Genomic DNA, 21,741 nt, shown 5'->3' with positions numbered 1-21,741 from the left:
TCGCTCATGCGCCGTGGATGACGACACGACGGATGGCCACCCCCGAGCATCGGGAGGCATGGACGTCATCGTCCTGACGGTGGGCGCGCTGGTCGTGTTCGCCTGGGCGCTCTTCTCGGCCCGGCTCAGCCGGGCCGATCTCACCGCGCCCATCGTCTTCGTCCTGGTGGGGCTGGCGCTGTCCCGGGGGTGGGAGCTCGCCGAGCCGGGCGGCGTGGCCGAGACCGTCAAGCTGCTGGCCGAGGTGACCCTGGTCTGGGTGCTGTTCGCGGACGCGTCCCGGGTCGGGCTGCGGGAGTTGCGCTCCGACCTGGGCCTGTACGGACGGCTGCTCGGCCTCGGCCTGCCGCTGACCATCGCGCTGGGCACGGTGCTGGCGGCGTGGCTCTTCGACGGTCTCGGCGTCTGGCTCGCCCTGCTGATCGGGGCCGCGCTCGCGCCGACCGACGCGGCGCTGGGCGCGGCGGTGATGACCGATCCCGCCGTGCCGCTGCGCGTGCGACGGGTCCTCAACGTGGAGAGCGGCCTCAACGACGGTATCGCGACCCCGGTGGTGACGGTGGCGATCGCGGGGGCGGCCGCGGGCGCGCACGGCGCGCCGACGCCCGGCGCCGCGCTGGTCGACCTGGCGATCGGAGCCGGTGTCGGCATCGGCGCCGGGCTGGCCGGCGGCTACGCGATGCGGGCGGCCCGGCAGCGCGGCTGGGCGTCCGAGGACTTCGCCGGGCCCGGCGTGCTGGCGCTGGCCCTGGCGGTCTACGCCGGCACGCTGTGGCTGGACGGCAACGGCTTCGTCGCCGCGTTCGTGGCCGGGCTCGCATTCGGCCACGCCGCCGGCCGCGGCGAGGCCCGCGAGGTCTTCTACGTCGAGCAGACCGCAGGCCTGGTCTCGCTGCTGACCTGGCTGCTGTTCGGCGCGGTGGCCGTCCCGGTCGTCATCGGCCACGCCGACTGGCGGACGCTCGCCTACGCGCTGCTGAGCCTCACCGTGATCCGGATGCTGCCGGTCGCGCTGGTGCTGATCGGATCCGGGCTGGGCCCGCCGACGGTGGCCTTCATCGGCTGGTTCGGCCCGCGCGGCCTGGCCTCGGTCATCTTCGCGCTGCTGGCGCTGGACGAGATCGGCGGCGGCGCCGAGCAGGCGGTCGCGGTCATCGGCCTGACCGTGCTGCTGAGCGTCTTCGCGCACGGCCTGACCGGCAAACCGTTCGCCAAGCGGTACGGCGCGGAGGAAACCGGCGTCCACCCGCAGGTACGCAAACTAACGCGGTGACGGCTCCGACGAGATCCGGATCGTGACACCCGCCTCCGGCACCACCAGAGTCGACTCCACCCGGTCGTTGCCCGGCCGCGCGGCCTGCCAGGCCGTGATCGCGGTGACCAGGTCCCCGATCAGGATCGGGCCGCCGGCGGCCAGCGACAGGCAGAACACCATGCCGGGCGGGGCCGGGCGCTCGCGACCGCGCTGCCCCTCGGCGAAGACGGGGCCGCCCTCGCGCCGCAGGGCCGGCTCGGCCAGCAGCCAGGACGTCAGGCTATCGGAGACCGCCCGGTCCGAGGTGCTCAGCCAGAGCTGCCAGGGCGGCCGGCCCTCGTCGACGTCGAGAGCCAGCCGGTCGCGAAGGTCGTCCACGCGGTCACGCAGGACGGGATCGAGCCGGTGGGCGCTGCGGACGCACTCCTCGAGCAGACCGACCAGCGTGGCGCGCCGGGGCACGTCCCGCTGGGCCCGTTCGACCAGCGCCGAGACGAGGCGGTCGCCCTGGCGGTGCCGGGCCTGCCCCACGGCCATGACCAGGGTCGCGCGCCAGAGCGGCTCGTGCGCCCGCTCGATCATCCGGTCGATCTCGTCGTTGTGCAGGAAGTTCTGGGCCGCGAGATATTCCAGGAAGGTGAGGTGCAGGAAGCGGATCCGGCCTCGCTCCGGCTCGACGAGGACGCCACTCTCCACCAGAAGCGAATCAAGGATCTCGTACGGGTCGGGCGCCGGCTTGGTGAGCGTGGCGTGGGTGTGGTCGAGGCGGTCCAGCACCCGTTCGCGCGGCACCTCGGTCCAGCCGTTGACGAGCATGAATCCGGCGAGGTCCTCCAGGAAGATGGAGGCGAGCGACCGGGGCAGCCGCTCGCGGCCCACTCCCCGCTCGACGTCGCGCCGCTCGATCATCATCTCGACGAACGCCGCGTAGATGTCGGATCCCTCGAGCCACTCGAGGCCACGGTCGAGGTAGACCCCGCAGATCAGCGTGCACATCAGCGGGCTGGTGGCGAGCTCGCGCAGCTGCGGGCTGCTGCGGATCAGCCGGACGACCTCCCGGCCGAGCCGCACCGGGGTGCGGTCCTTGACCCGTTCCGGCACGGTCGGGCCGACCGTATTGAACCAGCGGGTGGCCAGGTCGGCCACGCCGGCGTCGTCGAACGGGTTCAGCGTGGCAACCGCGAAGCCGAGGTCGGTGAGGACGGCCGGATCGATCGCCGCCTGCCGGGACGACACCACGAGCCGGCATCTCGGGTACCGCTGCACGAGCTGGGTGAGCCAGTGCCGGATCCGGGGCAGCTGCTTCTGGCCGAACTCGTCCAGGCCGTCCAGCAGGAAGAAGACCTCGCCCTGGGCGGCACGGCGGTCGAGCGCGTCGGCGCTGATGCTCTCGCGAAGCGACGGGCGGGCGTACTGGAAGACGAAATCGACGACGGAGCGCGGCTCCTCCGAGGGGGCCGACCCGAGGCGGCTGCCCGGCAGATAGACCGGCAGCAGCTCGTTGTGCGACTCCAGGAGGCCGTCGAGGGACTTACGGGCGCCGTCGACGGCGAGCCAGCGCAGCAGCGCGGTCTTGCCCGACCCGGCCGGCCCGGTCAGGTAGAGCCGGGGGAAGTCGGCGAGGGCCCACTCGACCGGCATGTCCTCCCGCTCGACCGTCACCCGCGGCCGGCTGTAGGTGCGGCTCAGCGAGAACCGGCGCAGCGCGGCGGGCAGCGTGAACCCGACGATCTCGGCCTGGTCGAGCCCGGTGACCAGCGCCAGCCGATACGCCTCGTCGCCGGCCCCGGCGGCCGGCAGCTCCTCGAGCCGGGCGCGCAGCACGCTGTCGATCTCGTCGCCGTTGCGCAGCAGCTCGGCCACGACGTACGGATTGGACTCCGGCAGCACGGCCACGGCGGTGAGCAGGACCGCGACGGTCTTCGCCAGCAGCGCCTCGTACACCTGCTGCTCGTCCGCGAAGACGAGGGTGACGCCGGCCCGCTCCTTGATGATCGCCAGAAGCCGGTCCGCGTCCTCCTTGAGGTCGGCGGGCGACAACGAGGCCTGCTCCAGGGTGGTGCGCACGGCGTTGACGACGCGGGCGCGGGAATCATCGTCGAGCTGCTCGTATCCGGCATCCGCGGAGAGACTCGCGACGACGGTGTCGACGAGCGAGTCGACCCGCCGGGCAAGGCGGCGCCGATCCAGGGGATCGGAGACCTGGGTGTCGAGGAACTGGTCGAGCGGCTCGCTGCGGCTCTTCTGCCGCCGCAACCAGAATTCCATCACCGCGCTGATGACGCTGGAGCCGAGCGCTAGGACGGGCACCGGTTCCATCAGCTCCGCTCCTCTCGGTTTGCCATCATTTCGTCCAAGGCCGCCTTATCCGGGTGATCATCCCACGCCTCGAGGATCAACTGCCGCGCCGCCGCGTCGGCCCTCGCGGCGACCGTCGCCACCACGGCCAGGTCTTCCGGGCCGGTCAGGGCCAGCACGGCGGCGGCCGTGCCCGCCCCGGCCGGCTCCTGATGCGCGAGCAGATCGAGCAGCGAGCCGCCGCCCGCCACGACCCGGCCGACCTGCTCCGGGGAGACCGGCGGGAACAGGTCCGCCGTCGCCGCCAGGATCGACGCGCGCAGGTCGGCGTCGACCTGTTGCATCACGTGCAGAGCGGCGCGAGCCACGTCCGTCCGGCCATGGTCGACCAGGCGCCCCAGCAGCTCGTCCGCGGCCGACTGCGGCAGGAACGCAGCCGCGGCCACCACTGCGCCGCGCTTGGCCGGGACGGCGGCCGCCTCGGCGAGCTGACCCACGAACTGGCGCTGCGCGCGGAACCGGGCGGCCAGCGTCTCGCGGACCGCGTCCCGCACGAAGGCGAGCTTGGCGCCGTCGCAGCGCCGGAGCATCCGGTGCCGCTGGACCAGCTCGTCGATGCGGGCCGGCGTCCGGCCCAGCCAGGTGGCGGCCTGGGCCGGGGTGAACTCCTCGTCGTTCTCGGCCGACCAGTGCGCCAGCTCGATCAGGTCGTCCCAGTCGTCGAGCGGGACCGGGTCGTCGCCGGCCGCCTCGAGCACCTGCTGGACCAGGATCGCGCGGTCGGCCGGCAGGGTCAGGTCGCTGCGCAGCAGCGCACGGCACAGCCCGGCCAGGAAGTTGGGCCCGGCGCACAGCCGGCGGATGTCCGAGCACCGGCCGATGGCCATCAGCAGCTCGTCGCGGGCCGCCCGGACCTCGTCGCGCTCCTGCTGCGTCGCGCACTCCTCGGCCACCGCCTCGTGCCAGCGCATCACAAAGCGATCGACTTCCAGCGGCGACAGCTCGAGCAGGTGGATCTCGCGCAGGCCCAGCTCGTCGATCCAGGACGCGGGCACGGCGGACCGGGAATTGACGATGACGACGCAACCCGCGGCCATCGCGTCGCCGATCAGCCGGGCGACCTTCTTGTCCTTGTCCGCGGGGTCGACGTTGTCCAGCAGCACGAGCATCTCGCCGCGCTGGATCAGGCGCTCCTCCCACCCGGCCGGGGCCCTGCTCGCGAGGCGGCCGTCCAGCCGGGCCAGGGCGTCGGCCGGCACCGGCTCGACGCCGCCGCTCAGATCGAAGTAGAGCGGCACCTTGGCGCGCCACTGCTCGATCGGCAGCCCGCCCGCGAGTGCCTGGAGCGCGAGGTAGTGGAGCAGGAACGTCTTGCCGGCGCCCGCCGCGCCCCGCACGATCCAGCCCCGGCCGGTTTTGATCAGATCGAAGGCGTGGCCGGGCTCCCCGCCCACCTGGCCGTGCGGCTCCTGGAAGACCGCGTCGATCGCGAGCTCGAGCTCGGCCCCACTCGGGCTCGTCGCCGCCACCGCCGGCATCAGCTCGCGCGCCTCGAAACGGTAGTCCCAGGTGAACTCGTCGTCGTCCCATTCCGTCTTGCGCTTGAAGAGGCGGACCTCCTCGCCCCGGCGGCGCTCCAGAATGTCCTGCAGGATCCGGCCCTGGACGTACGTGTTGCCCAGGAACAGCCGCTCGAGGCGGTAGCAGATCTCGGCGACCAGCCGGCGATAGGCGCCGGCAGCGTCGCCGAGTTGCTCCTCCAGATCGGCCGGCGCGGCGGCCAGATAAATGCCGGTCAGCCGCTGGGCGGACAGGCCGAGGTCGGCGAGGCTGCCGGGATCGAGCTCGACGGACTCGAACGTCGCGACCACCAACTCGGTGGCACGGTCGACGTCGTTGTCCGGGAACGATCTCTCCAGGCTGCGGGCGGCCTTCTTGGTGAGGCCGCCGACCGCCTCCTCGATCTCGATGGCCAGCTCTTTCTCCGGGTCGACGCCGGCCCTCGCCTCCAGCGCCCAGGCGCCCAACTCGCCCGCGAGCGTGCCGGCCGGACCCGGCAGGAGAGCGCCGACGGTCTTCACCAGCACGTCCGCGAGCCGCAGCTTGGTCTGGCGACTGACCCGGCTCACTGGTGGCAAAGCCCCTTCGGGAGATCAGAGGATGTAGACCCACACCAGGGCGGCGACGAGGGCCAGCAGGGAGAGTACCGCGAGGACGATCAGCACGATGATGAGCCAGCCCCAACTGAAGCCGCGTTTCGCCGGCGCCTGCTGGTAGGCCACCGGGCCCAGCTGCCGGGCGTGCGGCCGGGCCGGTTTCAACTCGAAACCGCAGCGCTCGCAGCGGATCCGGGCCGCCTCGTTGGGATAGCCGCAGTTGCGGCACTGGAGCTGGCCGCGCGGGACGCCGTAGCTGCCCGGCTGGAACTGGCGGGTGTCGGTGCGCGGCTGCGGGACCGGCTGCGGCATCACGCGCAGGTTGGTGGCGTCGTCGCCCCCGCGAGGGCTGCGCGGGACCGCCTGGGCCTGGGCGTCGTCGGCGCCGCCGCCCTTGCGCAGGAACATCAGCGGGTAGCCGCAGTTCGGGCAGAGCTGCTCCCGGTCGGGGTGGACCGGGTTGCCGCAGTCCGGGCAGGGCAGCTGGCGGACCGAGCCGTACGTCTCAGGCATTGTCATCTCCCGAAGGCTCCGGTGGGCGGGCCCGGCCGCGGGCCGGCTGCGGCTGGAAGCGGACGTCCAGCTGGACCTTGGCGCCGAGCGGGAGCTCGCTCTGCAGGAAGGCCAGCACCTGCTTCTCGGTGAGGTGCCCGGTGTGGTCCATCTGGACCACCACCACCGAGTCGGGCGGCGGCACCTGGTCGTCGCTGCCGTAGACGCCGCCCGCGTCGACCACCGTGACCCGGGCGCCGGTGGCGGCCTGCAGCAGGGCCTCGACGCCGAACCGGGTGCCGCGCCAGCCGAGCAGCTTGCCGACCTCGCGGACCAGCGACCGGCGGTAGTCGGCCGGGTCGGTCGGCTCCAGCATCACCCCGAGCCAGGAGCCGAGGAAGGCCAGCATCTCCGGGCTGGCGAGGCCGGTGTCGACCTGATACTCGATGGCGTCTATGCGTTCCCGTACGGTGTCATGCACTTGCTCGAAAGCCGCGACGAAGTCGCGCAGAACCGGGTCGTTGCCCATCACCCGGGGCAACTGCTCACCCAGCCAGCCGGCCCGCGCGGTCATTGCTGGACCACCACCCGGTGCTCGTAGGACATGAAGAGCGACTCGGGCAGCAGGCGCAACCGCTGCTCGACCTGGTCGAGGGTGCGCTTGCGCCGCAGGTCGGCGGAGAAGAAGTGCACGGCCTCGACACCCTGCACGCCGAAGGAGCCGTGCAGCACGCCGTAGACGTCGCCGAGCCGCAGGTCGGTGTCGAACGGCCAGCCCTGGCCGCTGGGTCCGCCGGTGAGCGGATTGAGGTACTCGTAGAGGGCGCGCTCGGCCCGCTCGCGTACGGTCTCGGTGCGTACGCCTGGCGCCGCCCGCACCTCCGCGACCACCTTGACCCCCTGGTATCGCGGCGTGTCGATACGCAAGCGCATCGTCAGCAGGCGCCGGGGCTCGAGATAGGCCTTGATCTGCTCCTCCAGCTCGTCGGCAAGAGCAAGATCATCGAGTACGAGATTTTCCGGCGCGACATCGACGCGGGGCACGACCAGCAGGCGGGCCGGCTCGGACGGGTTGCTCGGCGGCAGGCAGCGGGCGCGCGCGACGCTCGGCGCGGCGTCCAGCGTGAGGCGCTCGACGTCCTCGGCCGTCACCGCGCGCCGGCCGCCGCGCAGCAGCATCGGGCCGCGCACCTTCGCGTTCTCGACCGTCTCGGCGTCGACGCCGCCGGTCGATGGGTCGAGGTTGGTCACCGCGGCCACGAACGGGATCGACGTGTGCAGGATCGTGAGCCGGTCGCCGGGAACGTTGCCGCGCCTGCCGCCGCCGAAGCGATAGCCGGTCACATAGATCTGCGAGTCGATCGGCGGGATCGCGCCGTGCTGCCAGACCCGGCCCTCGCGGTCGAGCACCCGCGGCCCGAAGCGGATCTCGCCGGTGGCGCCCGACCAGGTGAAGACCTGGTCGTCCTCCTCGGCGTCGGCCAGGTCGGCGACCTCGGTCCACTCCTGCTCCTCGGGCTCGCCGGTGCGCTCGTGGCGGGGCAGCACGATCCGGACGGTCTCGTCGAAGCGGCGCGGCAGCACCGGGATGCGGCGCACCTGGAACACCTGGCCCGGGCGGCCGTTGCTGGTGCCGAGCAGCTCGGCGGGGGCGGGCTCGGCGTGGTGCGCGGAGACGGCGCCGCCGAGCGCGACCGCGGAGAGTTGCTCGAGGATCGGCGGGTTCGTGTACTCGGGCTGGCCCTCGGCCGCCTCGATCAGCCGGCAGCGCAGCCAGAACGCCCGGCGGGAGCCGATCGCGAGGGCCTCGTGCCGCATCGGCAGCAGCAGCGTCACCTCGCCGGTGCTGTTGAAGCCGGCGCTGGTGTCGTCGAGGATCCGCACGTCCTTCCAGGTTTGCCCGTCCCACGCCTCCCAGACGCGGGGCGGCCGGCGCGGGTCTACGCCGGCGCCTTCGGGGCCGGTCGTGACGTCGAGGCGCAGCAGGTTACCGGCGGCCGACTCCTGCAGTCCGAAGTAGACCGCCTCGTCGGGACGCAACGTCGGGAACAGCTGCACGGTGGCGGCCTCGCGGCGCAGCTCCTCGTAGTGGTCGGCGTAGCGCTCGCCAGTGTGCGTGAGGCAGGCGACCAGCTTGGGCGGGGTCACCTGCATCTCGCCGTCGGTGAGGAAGACGATCGGGGCCTCGTCGTCGCGGCGCTCGGTGCTGACCTGGGTGCCGGCCGGGACGCGCACCACCTCGTCGCGCGGCGCGGTCAGCCGGAACAGCAGGTCGGCGCGGGCCGGCACGGCCGAGAACAGCTCGACGCCGACCAGCTCGAGGAACTTGATGTAGAGACGGTCGGGCACCTGATTGAGCCGGTACAGCGTCATCTCGGTCATCCAGGCGAACAGCTCGATCAGCGCGACGCCGGGGTCGGAGACGTTGTGGTCGGTCCAGTCCGGGCAGAGCCGGTTGATCCGCCGTTTCGCCTCGTCGACGATGTCCTGGAACCGCCGGTCGTCCAGATCGGGGGCGGGGAGACTCATGGCGCCGGCTCCTCGGTGGGAATCGTATAGAACGGAAAAACCAGATTTCGTACGTCGTTCGTGGACTTCACGCGGTAGGCGACGGTGATGTGCACCGTTCCCGTCTCCTGCTCCCCCACGGCGTGGACGTCCTCGAGCTCGACCCGGGGCTCCCAGCGCTCGATGGACTCCCGGACGTACTGCTCGATCAGGCCGAGAGTGCCCGAGGTCAGGGGCGCGAAGAGCATCTGCCACATGGCGCAGCCGAAGTCGGGACGCATGACCCGCTCCCCCGGCACGGTCGAGAGGATCATGCGGATGGCCGCGTCCACCTCCTCGGTGCCGGTGACGAGCCGGACGCTGCCGTTGCGGTTGATCGCGGCCGGGAACGCCCAGCCGTTGCCGATGAAGTCGTCGCCGGCCATGTCACGCCACCAGTACGTCGGGTGAGCCGGCGCTGATCACGCTGGTCGGGGCGTCGACGGGGTCGTTGCAGGTCGCCACCTGGTCGCCCATGCGGGCCAGGGGCTTGCCGTTGACCAGCACGGTCGGCGAACCGATGATCACCATGCCCTGGTTGGTGGGCGGGCGCTGGAACGGGAACGGCGGGATGTGCGGGGTCTGGGTGGACTTGCTGCCCTGGGTCGCCGCCGCCCGGCCGTTGATCATCACGTCGGTGGAGAGCTGCAGCGCCAACTGGCCGGCGTAGGGCAGCGGAGTGGGCGTGGGCACCGGGCCGCCGGGCGACGGGACCATGAGAATGTGGATGTCGGTCCCGGTGACCGGGTCGTTCTGGCGTGCGGCCGGTTGCGGCATGGCCCCTCCCCTCCTAATTGAGCTTGATCGGCTTGCCGGACGTGGTCAGCGGGCCGGAGGCGGTGATCTCGATCTGGGCGCCGTTGAGTGACAGCTTGGACGTCGCCTTGATCTCGATGTTCGTGGCCGTGATCACGAGCTTCTGGTCGCCCGTGACGGACGATTCGGATTTTTCCAGTTTTATGGCGCAGGGCGTGCCACCGAGGAGCAGCTCGATCTGCGGCTTGTCGTCGTCGAAGATCAGCCGGGAGTCCTTGCGGGACACCAGCATCCGCTGCTTCACCACACCCCCGGCGATCGCGCCCGGGTCGGGCGGCGTGTCCTTGCGGTTCCACAGGCCGCCCAGGACCACCGGGCGGGTCGTGTCGTCGAGCTCGAAACCGACCAGGACCTCGTCGTCGACCTCCGGGATCCACTGCAGGCCCCGCTGCTTGCCGCCGCCCGGGGTGGCGACCCGCGACCAGGCGCTCTCGTCGTCCTGCGACAGGGTCGGGAACTTCACGCGTACGCGGCCCAGCTTCTCCGGATCGTCGTTGTTGGTGACGACCCCGACGACGAGACCGGACCAGCCGCGCTTCTCGGTCGCGGTGGCGGTGCCCCCGGTGAGATCGGCCAGGCCGGCCGGCTCCTTGCCGCCGCACACGAACCGGGTCAGGTACGGGCGGGTCGCGCCGTACGAGTGCTCGACGCCGGTCACCCGGTACTTGCCGGTCATCCGGGAGCCGATGCCCTCGATGCTCACCTTGGCGCCGGCCCCGATCAGCGGGTCGCCGGTCGCCTCGCCGCGCAGCACCACCTCCTCGCCGGAGGCGCGCAGCAGCAGCGATCCGGCGAGCGCGTCGGCCTCGGCCTGGTCGGTCACCGGGAACTGGCCGGCGTTGCGCTTCACCCGGCCGAACGCCCGCTTCGCCGCGTCGGTCAGCTCCTGCGCCGCCGGCGCGTCGGTGCCCGGGTCGAGGGTCTCCGAGCGGCCGGTGATCGCCTCCTTGCCGAGGTTGTCCCAGCCGCGGATCTCGACCTCGTCGCTGCGCTCGGCGGCCGAGAAGCGGGTGCTGAAGCGCGAGAGGTTCTTGCCGTAGACCAGCTTCGGCGGGGTGGCGGTCGAGCGGGGCGCCTTCTTGAAGTAGAACTTCTTCTCGCTGACCCACACGTCGAAGCCGATCCGGGCGGCCCGCCGGCGCAGGAACGCGTAATCGGTCTCGCCGGCCTGCAGCACATAGTCGTGGGTGGCGCCGGTCGCGTCGACCTCGGCGTCCAGGCCGTACTCGCCGGCGATGCGGGCGGCGATGTCGGCGTCGGTGACCCGCTGGAAGCTGCGCGACTTCGCGACCCGGGCCAGCCGGTGGGTCAGGTCGAAGCCGGTGAGGATCAGCTCGTGCCGGCCCGAGGCGCCCGGCTCGACGCTGATCGCGGTCACCTCGCCCGAGGTCACCACCACGGGGTCGCCCTCGGCCCGGAACGCGATCTCGACCCGGGTGCCGATGGTGAACTGCCCCTTGTCGAACAGCTCGAAATGCGCGTCGTCGAAGTGGATCGCGAAGTAGTCCGGCAACAACACGGACTCCTCCACCCGCACGAGGGCGACCTGAGGGTACGTCTCCGGCGCGAGCGGCTTGCCGTCGAACGTGAGCACGACGCCGTCGAGGCGCCTCTTCTCTTCAGCCACGGCGTCTCACCGGCAGCTCGGGAATGATGAGCAGCGTGCCCGGCCGCAGCGCGAGCGGGTCGACCACGTTGTTGGCCTCGGCGATCAGCCGCCACCGGGTCGAGTCGGCGTAGTGCCGCGCCGCCAGCCGGTCGAGCGTCTCGCCGTGGTTGAGCCGGTGCACCGTCTGCAACGACGGCGTGTGCGAAGTCGGGTTCTGCAGCGGCTTGATCGCCTCGTCCTCGTACTGCTTGAGCGACAGGTCGGCCTTGGCCCGCAGCGGCATCCCGTTGGCGGCGAAGTAGGTGAACTTCAGCGTGAGCCGCTCCACGACGGCCTTGAACGAATGCAGCGGTCCCCAGTGGAACGTCACCCACGGCGGCCGCGCCTTGTTGCGGCTCTTGTCCGACCCCGGCAGCTTCGGGTCGACCGACACCAGCTTGAGCAGCTTGTCGGTGTGCTCGGTGACGCTGGTGCCCTTGTCGGTCGTGTCGAGGGTGATGCTCAACGCGAGCGTGCCCGGCTGGCCGGCCGAGAACTTGAGCAGCGGCGCGTTGTTGCCCTTGCTCTCGGCCGCGTTCCACGAGGCCGACTTGGTGATGGTCAGCTCGGCCGGATTGAACAGCAGCGGAATGACTTCGTTGTTCTCGGTCCGCAGCTCCGCCTTGGCCGGCGCCGTCGGCTGTGCCATCAGAATCCCCGCCTCGCTCGCTCGGTGGCCATCAGAAGATCCCCGCCCATCGGCCGCCGCGGCGTTCGATCTCGCGCAGCAGGCGGCGCTCGACGATCTCGACGACCTGATCCGGGTCGAGCGGCTTGCCCGCGCCGGCCGCTCCCCCGCCGGTCAGGCCGCCGACGACGTTGCTCACGCCGCCGGCCGCGTCGCTCACGGCCGACGCGGCGCCCTCGATGGCGTCGCCGGCCGCGCCCTGCAACCCCGACACGGCATCGCCCGCGGCACTCTGCAGGCCGGACATCGCGTTGCCGGCCATGCCCTGCAACCCCGAGAACGCGTCCTGCGCCGAGCCCGCCATGCCGGAGAAGGCGCTCCCCATCGGACTGCCGGCCGCCTCGATGACGGCCGCGCGCGCGGCCCGGGTGGCCACCTCGTTCACCGCCCCGAGCCCACCGCCCACCGGCAGCGAGTCGACGATGCCCGCGCCGGCCGTCGAAGCCTGACTCATCGCCGACGACGCCAGCCCCGAAGCCCCCTGCCCGAGAGCCTCCCGGCCGGCCGCGAGGGCCTGGCGCTCGTCGTCGTCGAGCAGACCCGACATGCCGCCGAGCAGGAACCGCGGCCGCCGCACCGGGCTCCTGGTGTGCGTCAGCTCGTGCGCGAGAACCTCCGACACCGCCGGCCCCGAAGTCGGCACGGCCGGCAGGTGCACGGTGGTCCCGGTGGTGGCGCCCAGCGCCCCTGCCGCGGCAAGCGCATGACGTGTGTTGGGCCCGGTGGTGAACAACGGCGGCCGCGCCCGCCCGGTGATCGCCGACGCCATCGCGTGGAACGCGGTAGGCAGCGCCTGAGGCGCCTCCAACGGCCGCGCCGCGACGGCACTCTCCCAGCGCTCCCGCGGCGTGCGGCCCATCACGGACGCCGACGAGTCCCCGGCCGGTCCGATGGGATGCCCCACCGCCGAGCCGGCCGTGACGGCGCCGGTCGGATCCGGGACGTTACCGGGCGGCAGCGACGCCGCGCCGAGAACGCGAAGCCCAGACGCGCCGTCCGGATCGCTGACCACCGGCCCGGCGACCGGCTGCCCGGCCAGCGGCTCCCCGTGCCCGGCGCCAAGCCCGTGCGCATCGCCCCGCCCGGCGCCAAGCCCACGCCCATCGCCCCGCCCGGCGCCAAGCCCACGCCTATCGCCTCGCCCGGCGCCAAGCCCACGCCCATCGCCTCGCCCGGCGCCAAGCCCACGCCGATCGCCATGCAGGGCGGCGAGCCCCCGCGCATCGCCCTGCCGGGCGGCAAGCCCTTGCGCATCGCCCTGCCGGGTGGTGAGACCGTGCGGATCGCCGGAGGTGTGGCCATGGCTCCCGGCGCCGGAAGCGCCGACTCGCCCCGGCGCGAAACTTCCGGCAGAGGAACCGGCGGCTGAGCCCTGGCCTCGCGCGACGGACGGCGAACCCGACGCCGACACGGAACTCGAAGCCGACGCATGCAAGGCGGGACCGAACGCCGCAGGGTTCGCCGCACGGGAACGGTCGGAGAGGAGGCTGTTCGAGAGGGATGCCAAGCCGTACCCGCCCGGGCCGAACCCCACCATGCCGGGCAGGGCGTCGCCGTGGACGGTCGGCCCCTCCACGGCGGCACGCGACACGATGCCTGTCCCGTCGTCGAAGGCGATCGGCATCCGGGCGCCGCCCGGGGCACTTCTGTCCTCGGCCTCATGACCGTCGAGATCGTGTGCTCCGGCCCGGCCTCGCCCACCCGCGACCGGCGGAGTCGCCGACATACCGCCCCGAGCCAACGTGCCACCGGCGACCGGCTGCTCTGCGCCACCCGCGGCCGGCGTCCCACCGGCGACCGAGCGCATCGCGGCCGAAGCGCCGCCGACTGCCGAGCGCGTCGCACCGCCCGCGGCCGGCGTGCCACCGCCGCCCGAGCGCATCCCGCTGCCCGAGCCCGCTCCGCCGCCCAAGCGCGTCCCGCCGCCCGAGCCGGCCCCGGCGCCCGCTGCCGCGCCGCCGGCGATCCCTCGCCGCGCGCCCGGGGTCAGGTCGCCGGGCGCCTGGTCGCCGGCTGTCGTGGAAAGCGCCCGGAATCCCGGCCCCATGGCCAGGTCGTGGCCGGGGCTCACCGCCGGGCCGTCGGGCGGGGCGCCGACCAGGGCGCCACGCGTGGCCAGCGGCGCCCGGGCCACCCGCAGCGGGCTTGCGGGCGAGCCCAGGGAACGAGTGGGCGGCCCGACCATCGACGGCCGCCCGCTGAGGAGACGGCCGGGGGCATGACGGTCGGATGCTTGACGGGCCTGGCCGGCCGAGCCGTGCGCAGCGGCCGAGTCGGCCGGGGGGCTCGAGACCAGCGAGTGATACCAACGCATGAGGGACCACGGCGCGCGGACGGGCAGGCTCCCGGTCACGCCGGCGCCGACCGCCGGGCCACTCCCCGGACGGAAGGTGGCGCCGACCGCCGGGCCACTGCCCGGACGGGATGAACCGGTCAGCCCCGGTCGCAGGGACCGGGGCAGGAGGCGGGCGACGAAGCGGGCGGCCCGCAGGAGCGGGCGGCGGTCAGGTCGCGACCGTGAAGCCACTGTGGCACACCTCCAGCTCCTCGATCGCCAGGTCGCGCGACGACGCCGCCAGGCGCGGACCGGTCCACTTGATCGGTTTGACGTCCGTGAGCGACCACGTGCGGAACGGCTTGCCGGCCGCGGTCAGCACGCTGATCGAGCCGGTCTCCGGAGTGACCTTGTTCTCCGCCTTGCTGAAGCCGTTGCCGGAGAACTTCATCAGCCAGGTGAACAGCGCGTCCGAGTCGGTCAGGCCGCGCTTGAGCACGATGTTCGGCCAGCGCATGCGGCCGAGCAGCTTGTGCGTGTACGCGTTCTGACCGCCCTCCGGCAGCTCCTCCACGTCGACCGACACGGCGAGACCGGTCACCTCGGTGAAGGCGCCGATCTGCAGCTCGCCGATCTTGAAGATGAACTTGCCGACGAAGGGCGGATCGATCGTGTCAGCCACCCGTCACTCCTTGCCATGCGCGTTCGTTGAGGCCGCCCACCTCCCGCAGGAGGCGGATCCGGTCGCCGTGCTCCAGGTCGAGCAGCCGGTCGAAATCCCAGTGCAGGTGGTACGCCAGGAAGGCGATCTCCTGCCAGATCTCGTCGTGCGCGTAGTGCCCTAGCCCACCTCCACCGACGCCTGCGGGAAAGGGGTGCCGGGCTCCAGCGTGTCGAGGATGCTCGGGTCCTGGAAGTTGATGATGCGGTACAGGTCCTGCAGGTACGAGAAGTCGGAGACGAACAGCGACTCGATCGTCTTGGTGGTGACCCGCTGGACGGTGCCCAGCTGGATCACCACCCGGGCGAGGACGATCACCGTCGCGTACGCCTCGTTCTCCTTCACCCGGCCGTCGCGCAGCGGCTCGATCTCGTCCCGCGCGCACGCCAGCCTCATGATGCCCGTCTTGTGCAAGGTGCCGTCGTCGTCGACGTACCCCTTGGGCAGGGTGAAGGGGAACTCGGTCTGAAGCCCGCTCATGCCCGGTGGATTCCTTCGTGGGTGATGACGACCTTCTCCGTGGCGACCTCGTTGGCGCCCGCGTCGAGCTCGGCGCCGGTCCACTTGGACACCCAGCCGCGCTCGAAGTTCCAGCGGGCGACCTCGGCCTTCATCGAGTCCTTGATGACGATCGAGCCGTCCCGGCGGGCCTGGTCGATGTCACCGTCCTCGACCTGCTTGCGCCATTCCCACAGCGCCTTGGACTCGTCGATGCGGCGCTCGAGGGTGATGTCGCTCCACTTCATCGCCCCGGGCATCTTGATGATCCGCATCTTTCCGTCCTTGGTGGCCTCCTTGTACTCGATCGTCTCGGTCTCCGACTCGACGCCCGAGCACTTGCGGAAGCTCGCCATCTCCACTCCGCCGATCTCCAGGACGAAGTTGAACGTTGCCATCAATTCAGGCACGAAGGACCCCTATCACTCGCTTGCGGCTCCGCCGCCCTGCCACTGACTGATCCGGAAAATCACGAACTCGGCCGGCTTCACCGGCGCGATGCCGATCTCGACGATGAGCTTGCCCTCGTCCACCGAGAACGCCGGGTTGTTGCTCTCGTCGCACAGCACGTAGAACGCCTGCTCGGGAGTGGCGCCGACGAGCGCGCCCTGCATCCAGAGGCCGCGCAGGAACGAGGTGATGTTCCGCTTGACCCGCTGCCACAGATCGAAGTCGTTGGGCTCGAACACCGCCCACTGGGTGCCGCGCTGGATCGACTCCTCGACGAAGTTGAACAGCCGCCGGACGTTGATGTAGCGCCAGCTCGGGTCGGTCTTGGCGAGCGTGCGCGCGCCCCAGATCTTGGTGCCGTAGCTGCCGAACGAGCGGATGCAGTTGACCCCGTCGGGGTTCAGCAGGTCCTGCTCGCCGCTGGTCACGTTGTTCTCCAGGCGGACGATGCCGCGCAGCGCCTCGTTGGCCGGCGCCTTCCAGACTCCGCGAGCCGCGTCGGTGCGGGCCCACACGCCGGCCACGTGGCCCGAGGTCGGCACGGTCAGGTAGAGCTCGCCGTTGGTGGCGCCGGGGCGTGCGAGCGGGTTGTTGACCACCACGTTCGGGTAGTACAGCGCGGCGAACGCGGAGTCGCGGGCCAGCCGGGCCCGCCACTCGAGGGCGCGGGTCGCGTTGAGCCCGGGCGGGGTGTCGAGGATGGCCATTTTGTTGTGGCTGGCCTCGCAGAAGTCGACCAGCTGCTGCTGGGCGGCGAGGAACATCTCCTCGTCGACCGAGCCGTCGTCGCGGGTGGCGACCGTGACCAGGTCGGGGATGGCGACCATGGTGACGTTCTCCGCGATCGCGAGGCCTTGGTAGCCCGTGCGGTCGGACTCGCTGCCGACCAGGTCGGCCGGGGTCACCGATTTCGCCGAGACCGGCGGCGACTCGAGCGAGTAGCGGCCCGGGGCCGGGGTGCGCTCGGCGAGCGAGGCGCCCTGCAGCGGCTGCACCTCGATGCGGACGAACTTGGACCGGTCGTTGACGGTCTTCTCCACCGTACGGGTGCTGCGGCCCTGGAACTGCAGGCCGCTCAGCTCCTCGCGCAGCGCGCCGCCCTCGTAGACGCGCAGCGTGTACTCGCCGGCGCCGTTGCTCGACGAGCCACCCTCGCCACCCTCGCCCTCCTGCGGCGGCGGAGGCGGCGGGACGACCTCGACCTCGAGGTTGCGGCCCGGCTCGACCGCGGACAGCTGGAGGCTCGGGGTGTCGGGCTTGTCGGCCGTGGGCAGCGTCAGCGACGGCCGGCCGCCGGTCGCGTCGTCGCCCTCGGTGGTGGGGATGCGGCAGATGTACGCCTTGCCGCCGCCGTTCTCGAAGAAGCCGCGCACGGCGAGCGGCAGCACCGCCCCGCGCACGAAGCCGCCGTAGATCCGCTCGAACTGCGGCCAGCTGGTGACCAGCTGCGGTTTGACGCCGGTGGGGTCGGTCGGGTCGCCCTGCCCGGCGTCGTAGCGCTCGGTGAAGCCGACGAACGCGGCGACCGCGGTGCCCACCCCCTCGATGGGCATGGAGCCGCTGGGTTGCTCCTCGATGTAGACGCCCGGTGCTCCGTAGGACGCGGCCATGAAGTCTTCCCCCTGTCAGGCCTGGACCGCGCTGGTCAGCAGCGCGGGGTCTAGGTCGGATTCGTAGAACTCCCCGTAATGGAGTGGCGGAAATATGCGCATCATCGGATGCTGCGACGAGCAGGCAACGACCTTGACTCGCGGGAACCGGTGCACTATCACGTGGACCAGATCACCGGTCGATCGCTTGTCGAGGTCGAGCACGATCACGTCGGGCAGGGCCTGGCACAGCCGGTCGAGCACGTCGACGCCCGCGGTGTCGACGAGCTCGATGCCGTCCACCCGCAGGATCTGCTCGAGGCCGAGGCGGTGCAGGGCCTCGAAGTCCCCCATGAGGACCCGCGTCATCGCCTCACCCCCGCTGGAAAGCCGCTGAATCGCCGCCATGAGTGAGCCTGCCTCGCGTACGCGGGGAGCCATAAGGTGCGGCGGTGCAGCCTTAGGTGCACCGATCGTGTTCGCCCCTTGCCGCGTCGCAAGCAAGCCCAGGATGCTGAGTCCGGAGGTGGGCCGGTGAAGCTTTCCGACAGGCATGGGCCGGTTCACGAAGAACAACCGTCACGTCCTGCCGTCGCCGACCATGTGGCCCGCATACCGGCGGATAGTCCTGGCCTTACGGCCGGAAACCAAGCGGTGGCAAGGCTTTTCACTCAGCCCAAGCTTTCCGTCAGCAAACCCCATGACGCGTACGAGCGGCAGGCGGACGCCGTCGCCGAAGGGATCCTCGACGAGTCGCTCGGGCCCGCGCCCTCGATCTCGCGCCTGGTCACGCCGTCGGCGGACGCGGGTGAGCCGCCGGAGTTGCCACCCGGCCTGGAACGGACGATCGCGTCGCCCGGCCCGGGCAAGCCGATCCCCGATGATGTGCGCGCCCGGATCGAGGCCTATCTCGGTGTGCCGATGCGCAACGTGCAGGTGCACGACGACCCGCGGGCGCAACTGGCGGCCGCGCAGCTGCATGCGCGGGCGTTCACGGCCGGCGAGCACATCTTCCTCGGCGCGGGCGAGTCGGCGGCCGACCTGACGCTGATGGCGCACGAGGCTACCCACGTCGTGCAGCAGACGAAGGTCGGGATCTATCGCGACTCCGGTGGTTTCCTGTCCGGGGCGATCGCCGATCTCGTCCGGACGGTGCCGGGTTACGACATGCTGACGGTAGTCGCCGGCTACGACCCGATCGCCAACCGGAACGTGGATCGCAGCCCGGAAAACCTGACGCGGGGCGTGCTGGGGCTGGTGCCGTTCGGGAACGTGGTCGCCGGCAAGCTGATCGAGCTGGGCATCGTGCAGGGCGCGTTCCGGATGATCGACGACGGGCTGCGCCAGCACAACCTGACGCTGCAGCGCATCCAGGGCGAGGTCGACCAGGCCTGGAAAGAGATCGACCTGACCGACCCCGACGGCGCCATCACCATCGTGCGGCGGCACGTGAGCGGGCTGTATGCGGACGCCCTGGCCTTCGTGAAGGGCATCTACGACGCGATCGTGCAGCTGATCCGGGACGCGGCGGTCGGACTGGCGGAGAAGCACCTGGTCGGTACGCCGGTGTGGGAGCTGGCCAAGAAGGTGCTGCACCAGGATCCACTGCGCGGGACGCCGGTCGAGGCGACCACGGTGGAGATCCTGAGCGACTTCCTGACGCTGATCGGCAAGCAGGAGGCGCTCGCGCAGATGCGGGAGCGCGGGACCCTGCAGAAGACCGCCGACTGGCTGGACGCGCGGATCGCGCAGTTCCTCGGGATCCTCGGCGAGCTGTCGGCGCTCTTCCAGGCCGGGTGGGAGGCGATCCAGCCGGCGAACATCGCGAACCTGGCCGACAACCTGTCGGCGCTGGCGGCACGGGCGAAGGGGCTGATCACTCGGATCGGGGCCTTCGCGTCCGAGGTGCTGACCGAGGTCGTGAAGCTGATCAAGGACGCGCTGCTGGAGTGGCTCAGCCGCGAGGGCGCCAAGTTACGCGGGTTCCGGCTGCTGACCGTGATCCTCGGGCAGGATCCGATCACCGGCAAGGCGGTCCCGCGCACCGCGGAGAACCTGATCGGCGGGTTCATCGCGCTGCTTCCCGGCGGCGAGGCGACGTACCAGAAATTGGCGGAAGCCGGCGTCATAGCCGACGCCGCCGCCCAGATCGAGGGGGCCATGAGCCGTCTCGGGATCAGCCTCGACATGATCACCGGCACCTTCCGGGCGATCTGGGACTCGCTGTCGCTCGAAGATCTGATCAACCCGCTCGGCGCCTTCGTCCGGATCCTGGACAAGTTCGGCGAGCCGCTGGGGCGGATCGTCGAGTTCGCGGGCGAGGTGCTCAAGGTCGTCGTCACGCTGATCCTGCGGCTGATGAACTTCCCGCCCGACCTGCTCGGCGGCATCATCGACAAGGCGATGGCCGCGATCGAGGACATCAAGCGCGACCCGGTCGCCTTCCTCGTCAACATGCTGGAGGCCCTCAAGCAGGGCTTTCTCGGCTTCGTCGACCGGGCGGTCGGCTACCTCCTCTCCGGGCTCGCCGACTGGATCTTCCGGGGGCTCGGCGCGCTCGGCATCCAGAAGCCGGCCGACCTGTCGTTCGGCTCGATCCTCACGCTCGTGCTGCAGGTCCTCGGCGTCACCGCCGACAAGCTGTGGAAGAAGCTCGGCGACCACGTCGGCCAGGACGTCGCCGACAAGCTGCGCAAGGGCGTGGCGATGGCCGAGGGCGCCTTCGACTTCATCAAGGATGTGCAGGAGAACGGCGTCGGCGCGATCTGGAAGCACGTCGAGAGCCAGCTCGGCAACCTGTGGGACATGCTGCTCGGGATGGTGAAGGACTGGATCGTCGGCGAGATCGTCGAGAAGGCCACCGTCAAGCTGATCTCGATGCTCGACCCGACCGGCATCATGGCCGTGGTCAACAGCTCGATCGCGTTCTTCAAGGCCGTCCAGTCGGTGATCGAGTACGTCCGCGAGATCCTCCTGATCGTCAACGACTACGTGACCACGCTCGCCGCGGTCGCCGCCGGCAACGTGCAGGCCGGCGCGCAGAAGGTCGAGCGGGGACTCGCGTCGGCGGTGCCGGTGGCGATCGGGTTCCTCGCCAACCAGGTCGGGCTCGGCGACGTGCCGGAAAAGCTGGTGGAGCTGATCGGCAAGCTGCGCGAGCTGATCGACAAGGCCCTGGACTGGCTGTTCGCCAAGGCGGTGCAGCTGGGCAAGTCGGCGCTGTCGGCGCTCGGCCTGGGCGGCCCGGAGTCGCCCGACAAGGCCGCCGATCCGAACGACGTGCGGGCGATCGCCGGGGAGAAGGCCGCCGCCGCGCTGTCCGGCCTGGACGACGAGGCCAAGATGGAGGCGGCGCTCGCGGCGATCCGGGCCGAGCTGGCCCCGCAGGGCCTGTCCCTGCTGGAGTTCACGCCGTACGACGAGGCCGGCAACTCGTACCTGATGGCCGCGGCCAGCCCCAAGGTGAAGGTCGGCAAGAAGACCGGGCCGGCGGCCGCGAAGACGCCGATGGCCTCCTGCCGGCTGCGGGTCACCATGCATTTCGCCGACGTCGACGCCGCCTCCGGCTTCGCCGCCGACCGCAACTTCTACGACGACAACGTGCCGAAGGGCCGCGGCGGCAGCGAGACCGACGACGAGTTCGGCCGGCAGAAGACGTCCCTGGTCGCGCCGCCCCCGTCGAACCTCCTGCCCGGCCGGGGCAAGATGGGCGGCGGCGGGCGCGGCCTGGTGATGCTCAAGCCGCCCGAGGGCGCCACCAAGGTGAAGCTGGCCAGCTGGAACACCGGCGCGCCGGTGCCCGAGACCAACGACAGCCACGCCGAGCGGCAGTTTCTCGACTGGTTCCGCACCGAGCGCCCGGACGGCCTGATCAAGGTGGAGCTCCAGATCAATCTGAGCCCGTGCAGCCACTGCGCGGCGTCACTGGCGGGCGTGGCCGGCGAGTTCGAGCGGGTCATCTCGTGGGACAAGGCCTATCTCGGGTACGACCGGGAGACCAAACAGCTCCTCGCGAACTGCACCACGGTCGAGGACGTCGCGGCGGTCGCCTCCGCCTGGCAGAAGGGCTCGTGGGCGGACGTGGCGCTCACCAACGCCGAGAAGGAGAAGCAGCGCAAGGAGGCGTTCGCCCACTACGAGAAGATGTCGGTGCTCGTCTAGGGTCTGTCCTGCCGATCGCGCGGGAGCGAGGCGAGGTCCAGGCGGTGGCTGACGTCGGCCGCGAAACGGTCGCATCCCGGTGTTGGATTCGGCCGTTTCGCGGCCGCCGTCAGGCGCCGCCTGGGCCACGCCGCAGCCCCTCGTGAT

General features: G+C 71.4%; 19 protein-coding genes. 3 read left to right on the top strand and 16 right to left on the bottom strand.

The window, feature by feature from the left end; translation table 11 throughout:
- Positions 1 to 58: 58 nt before the first annotated feature.
- Complete coding sequence (locus ACQPZX_RS20445) at positions 59 to 1,273, top strand: cation:proton antiporter domain-containing protein (protein ID WP_433383101.1); 1,215 nt, start codon at positions 59 to 61, stop codon at positions 1,271 to 1,273.
- On the opposite strand, the gene ACQPZX_RS20440 is transcribed toward ACQPZX_RS20445, so the two are convergent.
- From ACQPZX_RS20440 to ACQPZX_RS20395, 10 genes are read right to left on the bottom strand one after another with little or no spacing between them, the layout of a single operon-like run.
- Positions 1,262 to 3,574 carry an NACHT domain-containing protein gene (locus ACQPZX_RS20440; protein ID WP_433383100.1) on the bottom strand — a complete coding sequence of 771 codons (2,313 nt, stop codon included), beginning with the start codon at positions 3,572 to 3,574 and terminating at the stop codon, positions 1,262 to 1,264. The genes ACQPZX_RS20445 and ACQPZX_RS20440 overlap by 12 nt on opposite strands.
- Positions 3,574 to 5,682 (bottom strand): NACHT domain-containing protein, encoded by a 2,109-nt coding sequence (locus ACQPZX_RS20435; protein ID WP_433383098.1) that lies wholly within the window; start codon positions 5,680 to 5,682, stop codon positions 3,574 to 3,576. The genes ACQPZX_RS20440 and ACQPZX_RS20435 overlap by 1 nt, the downstream gene beginning before the upstream one ends.
- Before the next feature lie 24 nt (positions 5,683 to 5,706).
- On the bottom strand, positions 5,707 to 6,228 hold the full coding sequence (locus ACQPZX_RS20430; protein ID WP_433383096.1) for a hypothetical protein: 522 nt from the start codon (positions 6,226 to 6,228) through the stop codon (positions 5,707 to 5,709).
- Positions 6,215 to 6,775 (bottom strand): phage tail protein, encoded by a 561-nt coding sequence (locus tag ACQPZX_RS20425; RefSeq protein WP_433383094.1) that lies wholly within the window; start codon positions 6,773 to 6,775, stop codon positions 6,215 to 6,217. The genes ACQPZX_RS20430 and ACQPZX_RS20425 overlap by 14 nt, the downstream gene beginning before the upstream one ends.
- A complete protein-coding gene (locus tag ACQPZX_RS20420; RefSeq protein WP_433383092.1) occupies positions 6,772 to 8,730 on the bottom strand; it encodes a putative baseplate assembly protein in 1,959 nt (652 codons plus the stop codon). The genes ACQPZX_RS20425 and ACQPZX_RS20420 overlap by 4 nt, the downstream gene beginning before the upstream one ends.
- On the bottom strand, positions 8,727 to 9,134 hold the full coding sequence (locus ACQPZX_RS20415) for a GPW/gp25 family protein (protein WP_433383090.1): 408 nt from the start codon (positions 9,132 to 9,134) through the stop codon (positions 8,727 to 8,729). Before ACQPZX_RS20415 ends, ACQPZX_RS20420 begins: the two co-directional genes overlap by 4 nt.
- 1 nt (position 9,135) lies before the next feature.
- Complete coding sequence (locus tag ACQPZX_RS20410; protein WP_433383088.1) at positions 9,136 to 9,525, bottom strand: PAAR domain-containing protein; 390 nt, start codon at positions 9,523 to 9,525, stop codon at positions 9,136 to 9,138.
- Positions 9,526 to 9,538: 13 nt separating this feature from the next.
- A complete protein-coding gene (locus ACQPZX_RS20405) occupies positions 9,539 to 11,191 on the bottom strand; it encodes a VgrG-related protein (RefSeq protein WP_433383086.1) in 1,653 nt (550 codons plus the stop codon).
- A complete protein-coding gene (locus ACQPZX_RS20400) occupies positions 11,184 to 11,861 on the bottom strand; it encodes a CIS tube protein (RefSeq protein ID WP_433383085.1) in 678 nt (225 codons plus the stop codon). Before ACQPZX_RS20400 ends, ACQPZX_RS20405 begins: the two co-directional genes overlap by 8 nt.
- A gap of 31 nt (positions 11,862 to 11,892) precedes the next feature.
- Positions 11,893 to 12,912 carry an eCIS core domain-containing protein gene (locus ACQPZX_RS20395; RefSeq protein WP_433383083.1) on the bottom strand — a complete coding sequence of 340 codons (1,020 nt, stop codon included), beginning with the start codon at positions 12,910 to 12,912 and terminating at the stop codon, positions 11,893 to 11,895.
- Between the two features lie 36 nt (positions 12,913 to 12,948).
- On the opposite strand from ACQPZX_RS20395, the gene ACQPZX_RS20390 reads away from it, so the two are divergent.
- Positions 12,949 to 13,269, top strand: a complete 321-nt coding sequence (locus ACQPZX_RS20390) for a hypothetical protein (protein WP_433383081.1) — start codon at positions 12,949 to 12,951, stop codon at positions 13,267 to 13,269.
- Between the two features lie 1,135 nt (positions 13,270 to 14,404).
- On the opposite strand, the gene ACQPZX_RS20385 is transcribed toward ACQPZX_RS20390, so the two are convergent.
- Genes ACQPZX_RS20385 through ACQPZX_RS20360 form a run of 6 tightly spaced genes read right to left on the bottom strand, consistent with a single transcriptional unit; the run spans position 14,405 to position 17,802 of the window.
- Complete coding sequence (locus tag ACQPZX_RS20385) at positions 14,405 to 14,857, bottom strand: phage tail protein (RefSeq protein ID WP_433383079.1); 453 nt, start codon at positions 14,855 to 14,857, stop codon at positions 14,405 to 14,407.
- Positions 14,850 to 14,963 (bottom strand): hypothetical protein, encoded by a 114-nt coding sequence (locus ACQPZX_RS20380; protein ID WP_433385356.1) that lies wholly within the window; start codon positions 14,961 to 14,963, stop codon positions 14,850 to 14,852. The genes ACQPZX_RS20385 and ACQPZX_RS20380 overlap by 8 nt, the downstream gene beginning before the upstream one ends.
- A gap of 53 nt (positions 14,964 to 15,016) precedes the next feature.
- Positions 15,017 to 15,376: a hypothetical protein gene (locus ACQPZX_RS20375; protein ID WP_433383077.1), complete on the bottom strand. Its 360-nt coding sequence runs from the start codon at positions 15,374 to 15,376 to the stop codon at positions 15,017 to 15,019.
- Entirely contained in the window at positions 15,373 to 15,792 is a 420-nt protein-coding gene (locus ACQPZX_RS20370; RefSeq protein WP_433383075.1) for a phage tail protein, read from the bottom strand. Before ACQPZX_RS20370 ends, ACQPZX_RS20375 begins: the two co-directional genes overlap by 4 nt.
- 24 nt (positions 15,793 to 15,816) lie before the next feature.
- Complete coding sequence (locus tag ACQPZX_RS20365; RefSeq protein WP_433383073.1) at positions 15,817 to 17,454, bottom strand: phage tail sheath family protein; 1,638 nt, start codon at positions 17,452 to 17,454, stop codon at positions 15,817 to 15,819.
- 15 nt (positions 17,455 to 17,469) lie between these two features.
- A complete protein-coding gene (locus ACQPZX_RS20360; protein ID WP_433383071.1) occupies positions 17,470 to 17,802 on the bottom strand; it encodes a hypothetical protein in 333 nt (110 codons plus the stop codon).
- A gap of 285 nt (positions 17,803 to 18,087) precedes the next feature.
- On the opposite strand from ACQPZX_RS20360, the gene ACQPZX_RS20355 reads away from it, so the two are divergent.
- Positions 18,088 to 21,594 (top strand): eCIS core domain-containing protein, encoded by a 3,507-nt coding sequence (locus ACQPZX_RS20355; RefSeq protein WP_433383070.1) that lies wholly within the window; start codon positions 18,088 to 18,090, stop codon positions 21,592 to 21,594.
- Positions 21,595 to 21,741 lie beyond the last annotated feature (147 nt).

The sequence above is a fragment of the Actinoplanes sp. CA-142083 genome, from assembly GCF_050942195.1.
Lineage (GTDB): Bacteria > Actinomycetota > Actinomycetes > Mycobacteriales > Micromonosporaceae > Actinoplanes.
This window is presented reverse-complemented; position numbering and strand designations above follow the sequence as displayed.

Excerpts from the sequence above, each read along its gene's own strand:
- ACQPZX_RS20445 (WP_433383101.1), top strand. The coding sequence starts at position 59 with ATGGACGTCATCGTCCTGACGGTGGGCGCGCTGGTCGTGTTCGCCTGG.
- ACQPZX_RS20440 (WP_433383100.1), bottom strand. The coding sequence starts at position 3,574 with ATGGAACCGGTGCCCGTCCTAGCGCTCGGCTCCAGCGTCATCAGCGCG.
- ACQPZX_RS20430 (WP_433383096.1), bottom strand. The coding sequence starts at position 6,228 with ATGACAATGCCTGAGACGTACGGCTCGGTCCGCCAGCTGCCCTGCCCG.
- ACQPZX_RS20425 (WP_433383094.1), bottom strand. The coding sequence starts at position 6,775 with ATGACCGCGCGGGCCGGCTGGCTGGGTGAGCAGTTGCCCCGGGTGATG.
- ACQPZX_RS20420 (WP_433383092.1), bottom strand. The coding sequence starts at position 8,730 with ATGAGTCTCCCCGCCCCCGATCTGGACGACCGGCGGTTCCAGGACATC.
- ACQPZX_RS20415 (WP_433383090.1), bottom strand. The coding sequence starts at position 9,134 with ATGGCCGGCGACGACTTCATCGGCAACGGCTGGGCGTTCCCGGCCGCG.
- ACQPZX_RS20410 (WP_433383088.1), bottom strand. The coding sequence starts at position 9,525 with ATGCCGCAACCGGCCGCACGCCAGAACGACCCGGTCACCGGGACCGAC.
- ACQPZX_RS20400 (WP_433383085.1), bottom strand. The coding sequence starts at position 11,861 with ATGGCACAGCCGACGGCGCCGGCCAAGGCGGAGCTGCGGACCGAGAAC.
- ACQPZX_RS20375 (WP_433383077.1), bottom strand. The coding sequence starts at position 15,376 with ATGAGCGGGCTTCAGACCGAGTTCCCCTTCACCCTGCCCAAGGGGTAC.
- ACQPZX_RS20370 (WP_433383075.1), bottom strand. The coding sequence starts at position 15,792 with ATGGCAACGTTCAACTTCGTCCTGGAGATCGGCGGAGTGGAGATGGCG.
- ACQPZX_RS20365 (WP_433383073.1), bottom strand. The coding sequence starts at position 17,454 with ATGGCCGCGTCCTACGGAGCACCGGGCGTCTACATCGAGGAGCAACCC.
- ACQPZX_RS20360 (WP_433383071.1), bottom strand. The coding sequence starts at position 17,802 with ATGACGCGGGTCCTCATGGGGGACTTCGAGGCCCTGCACCGCCTCGGC.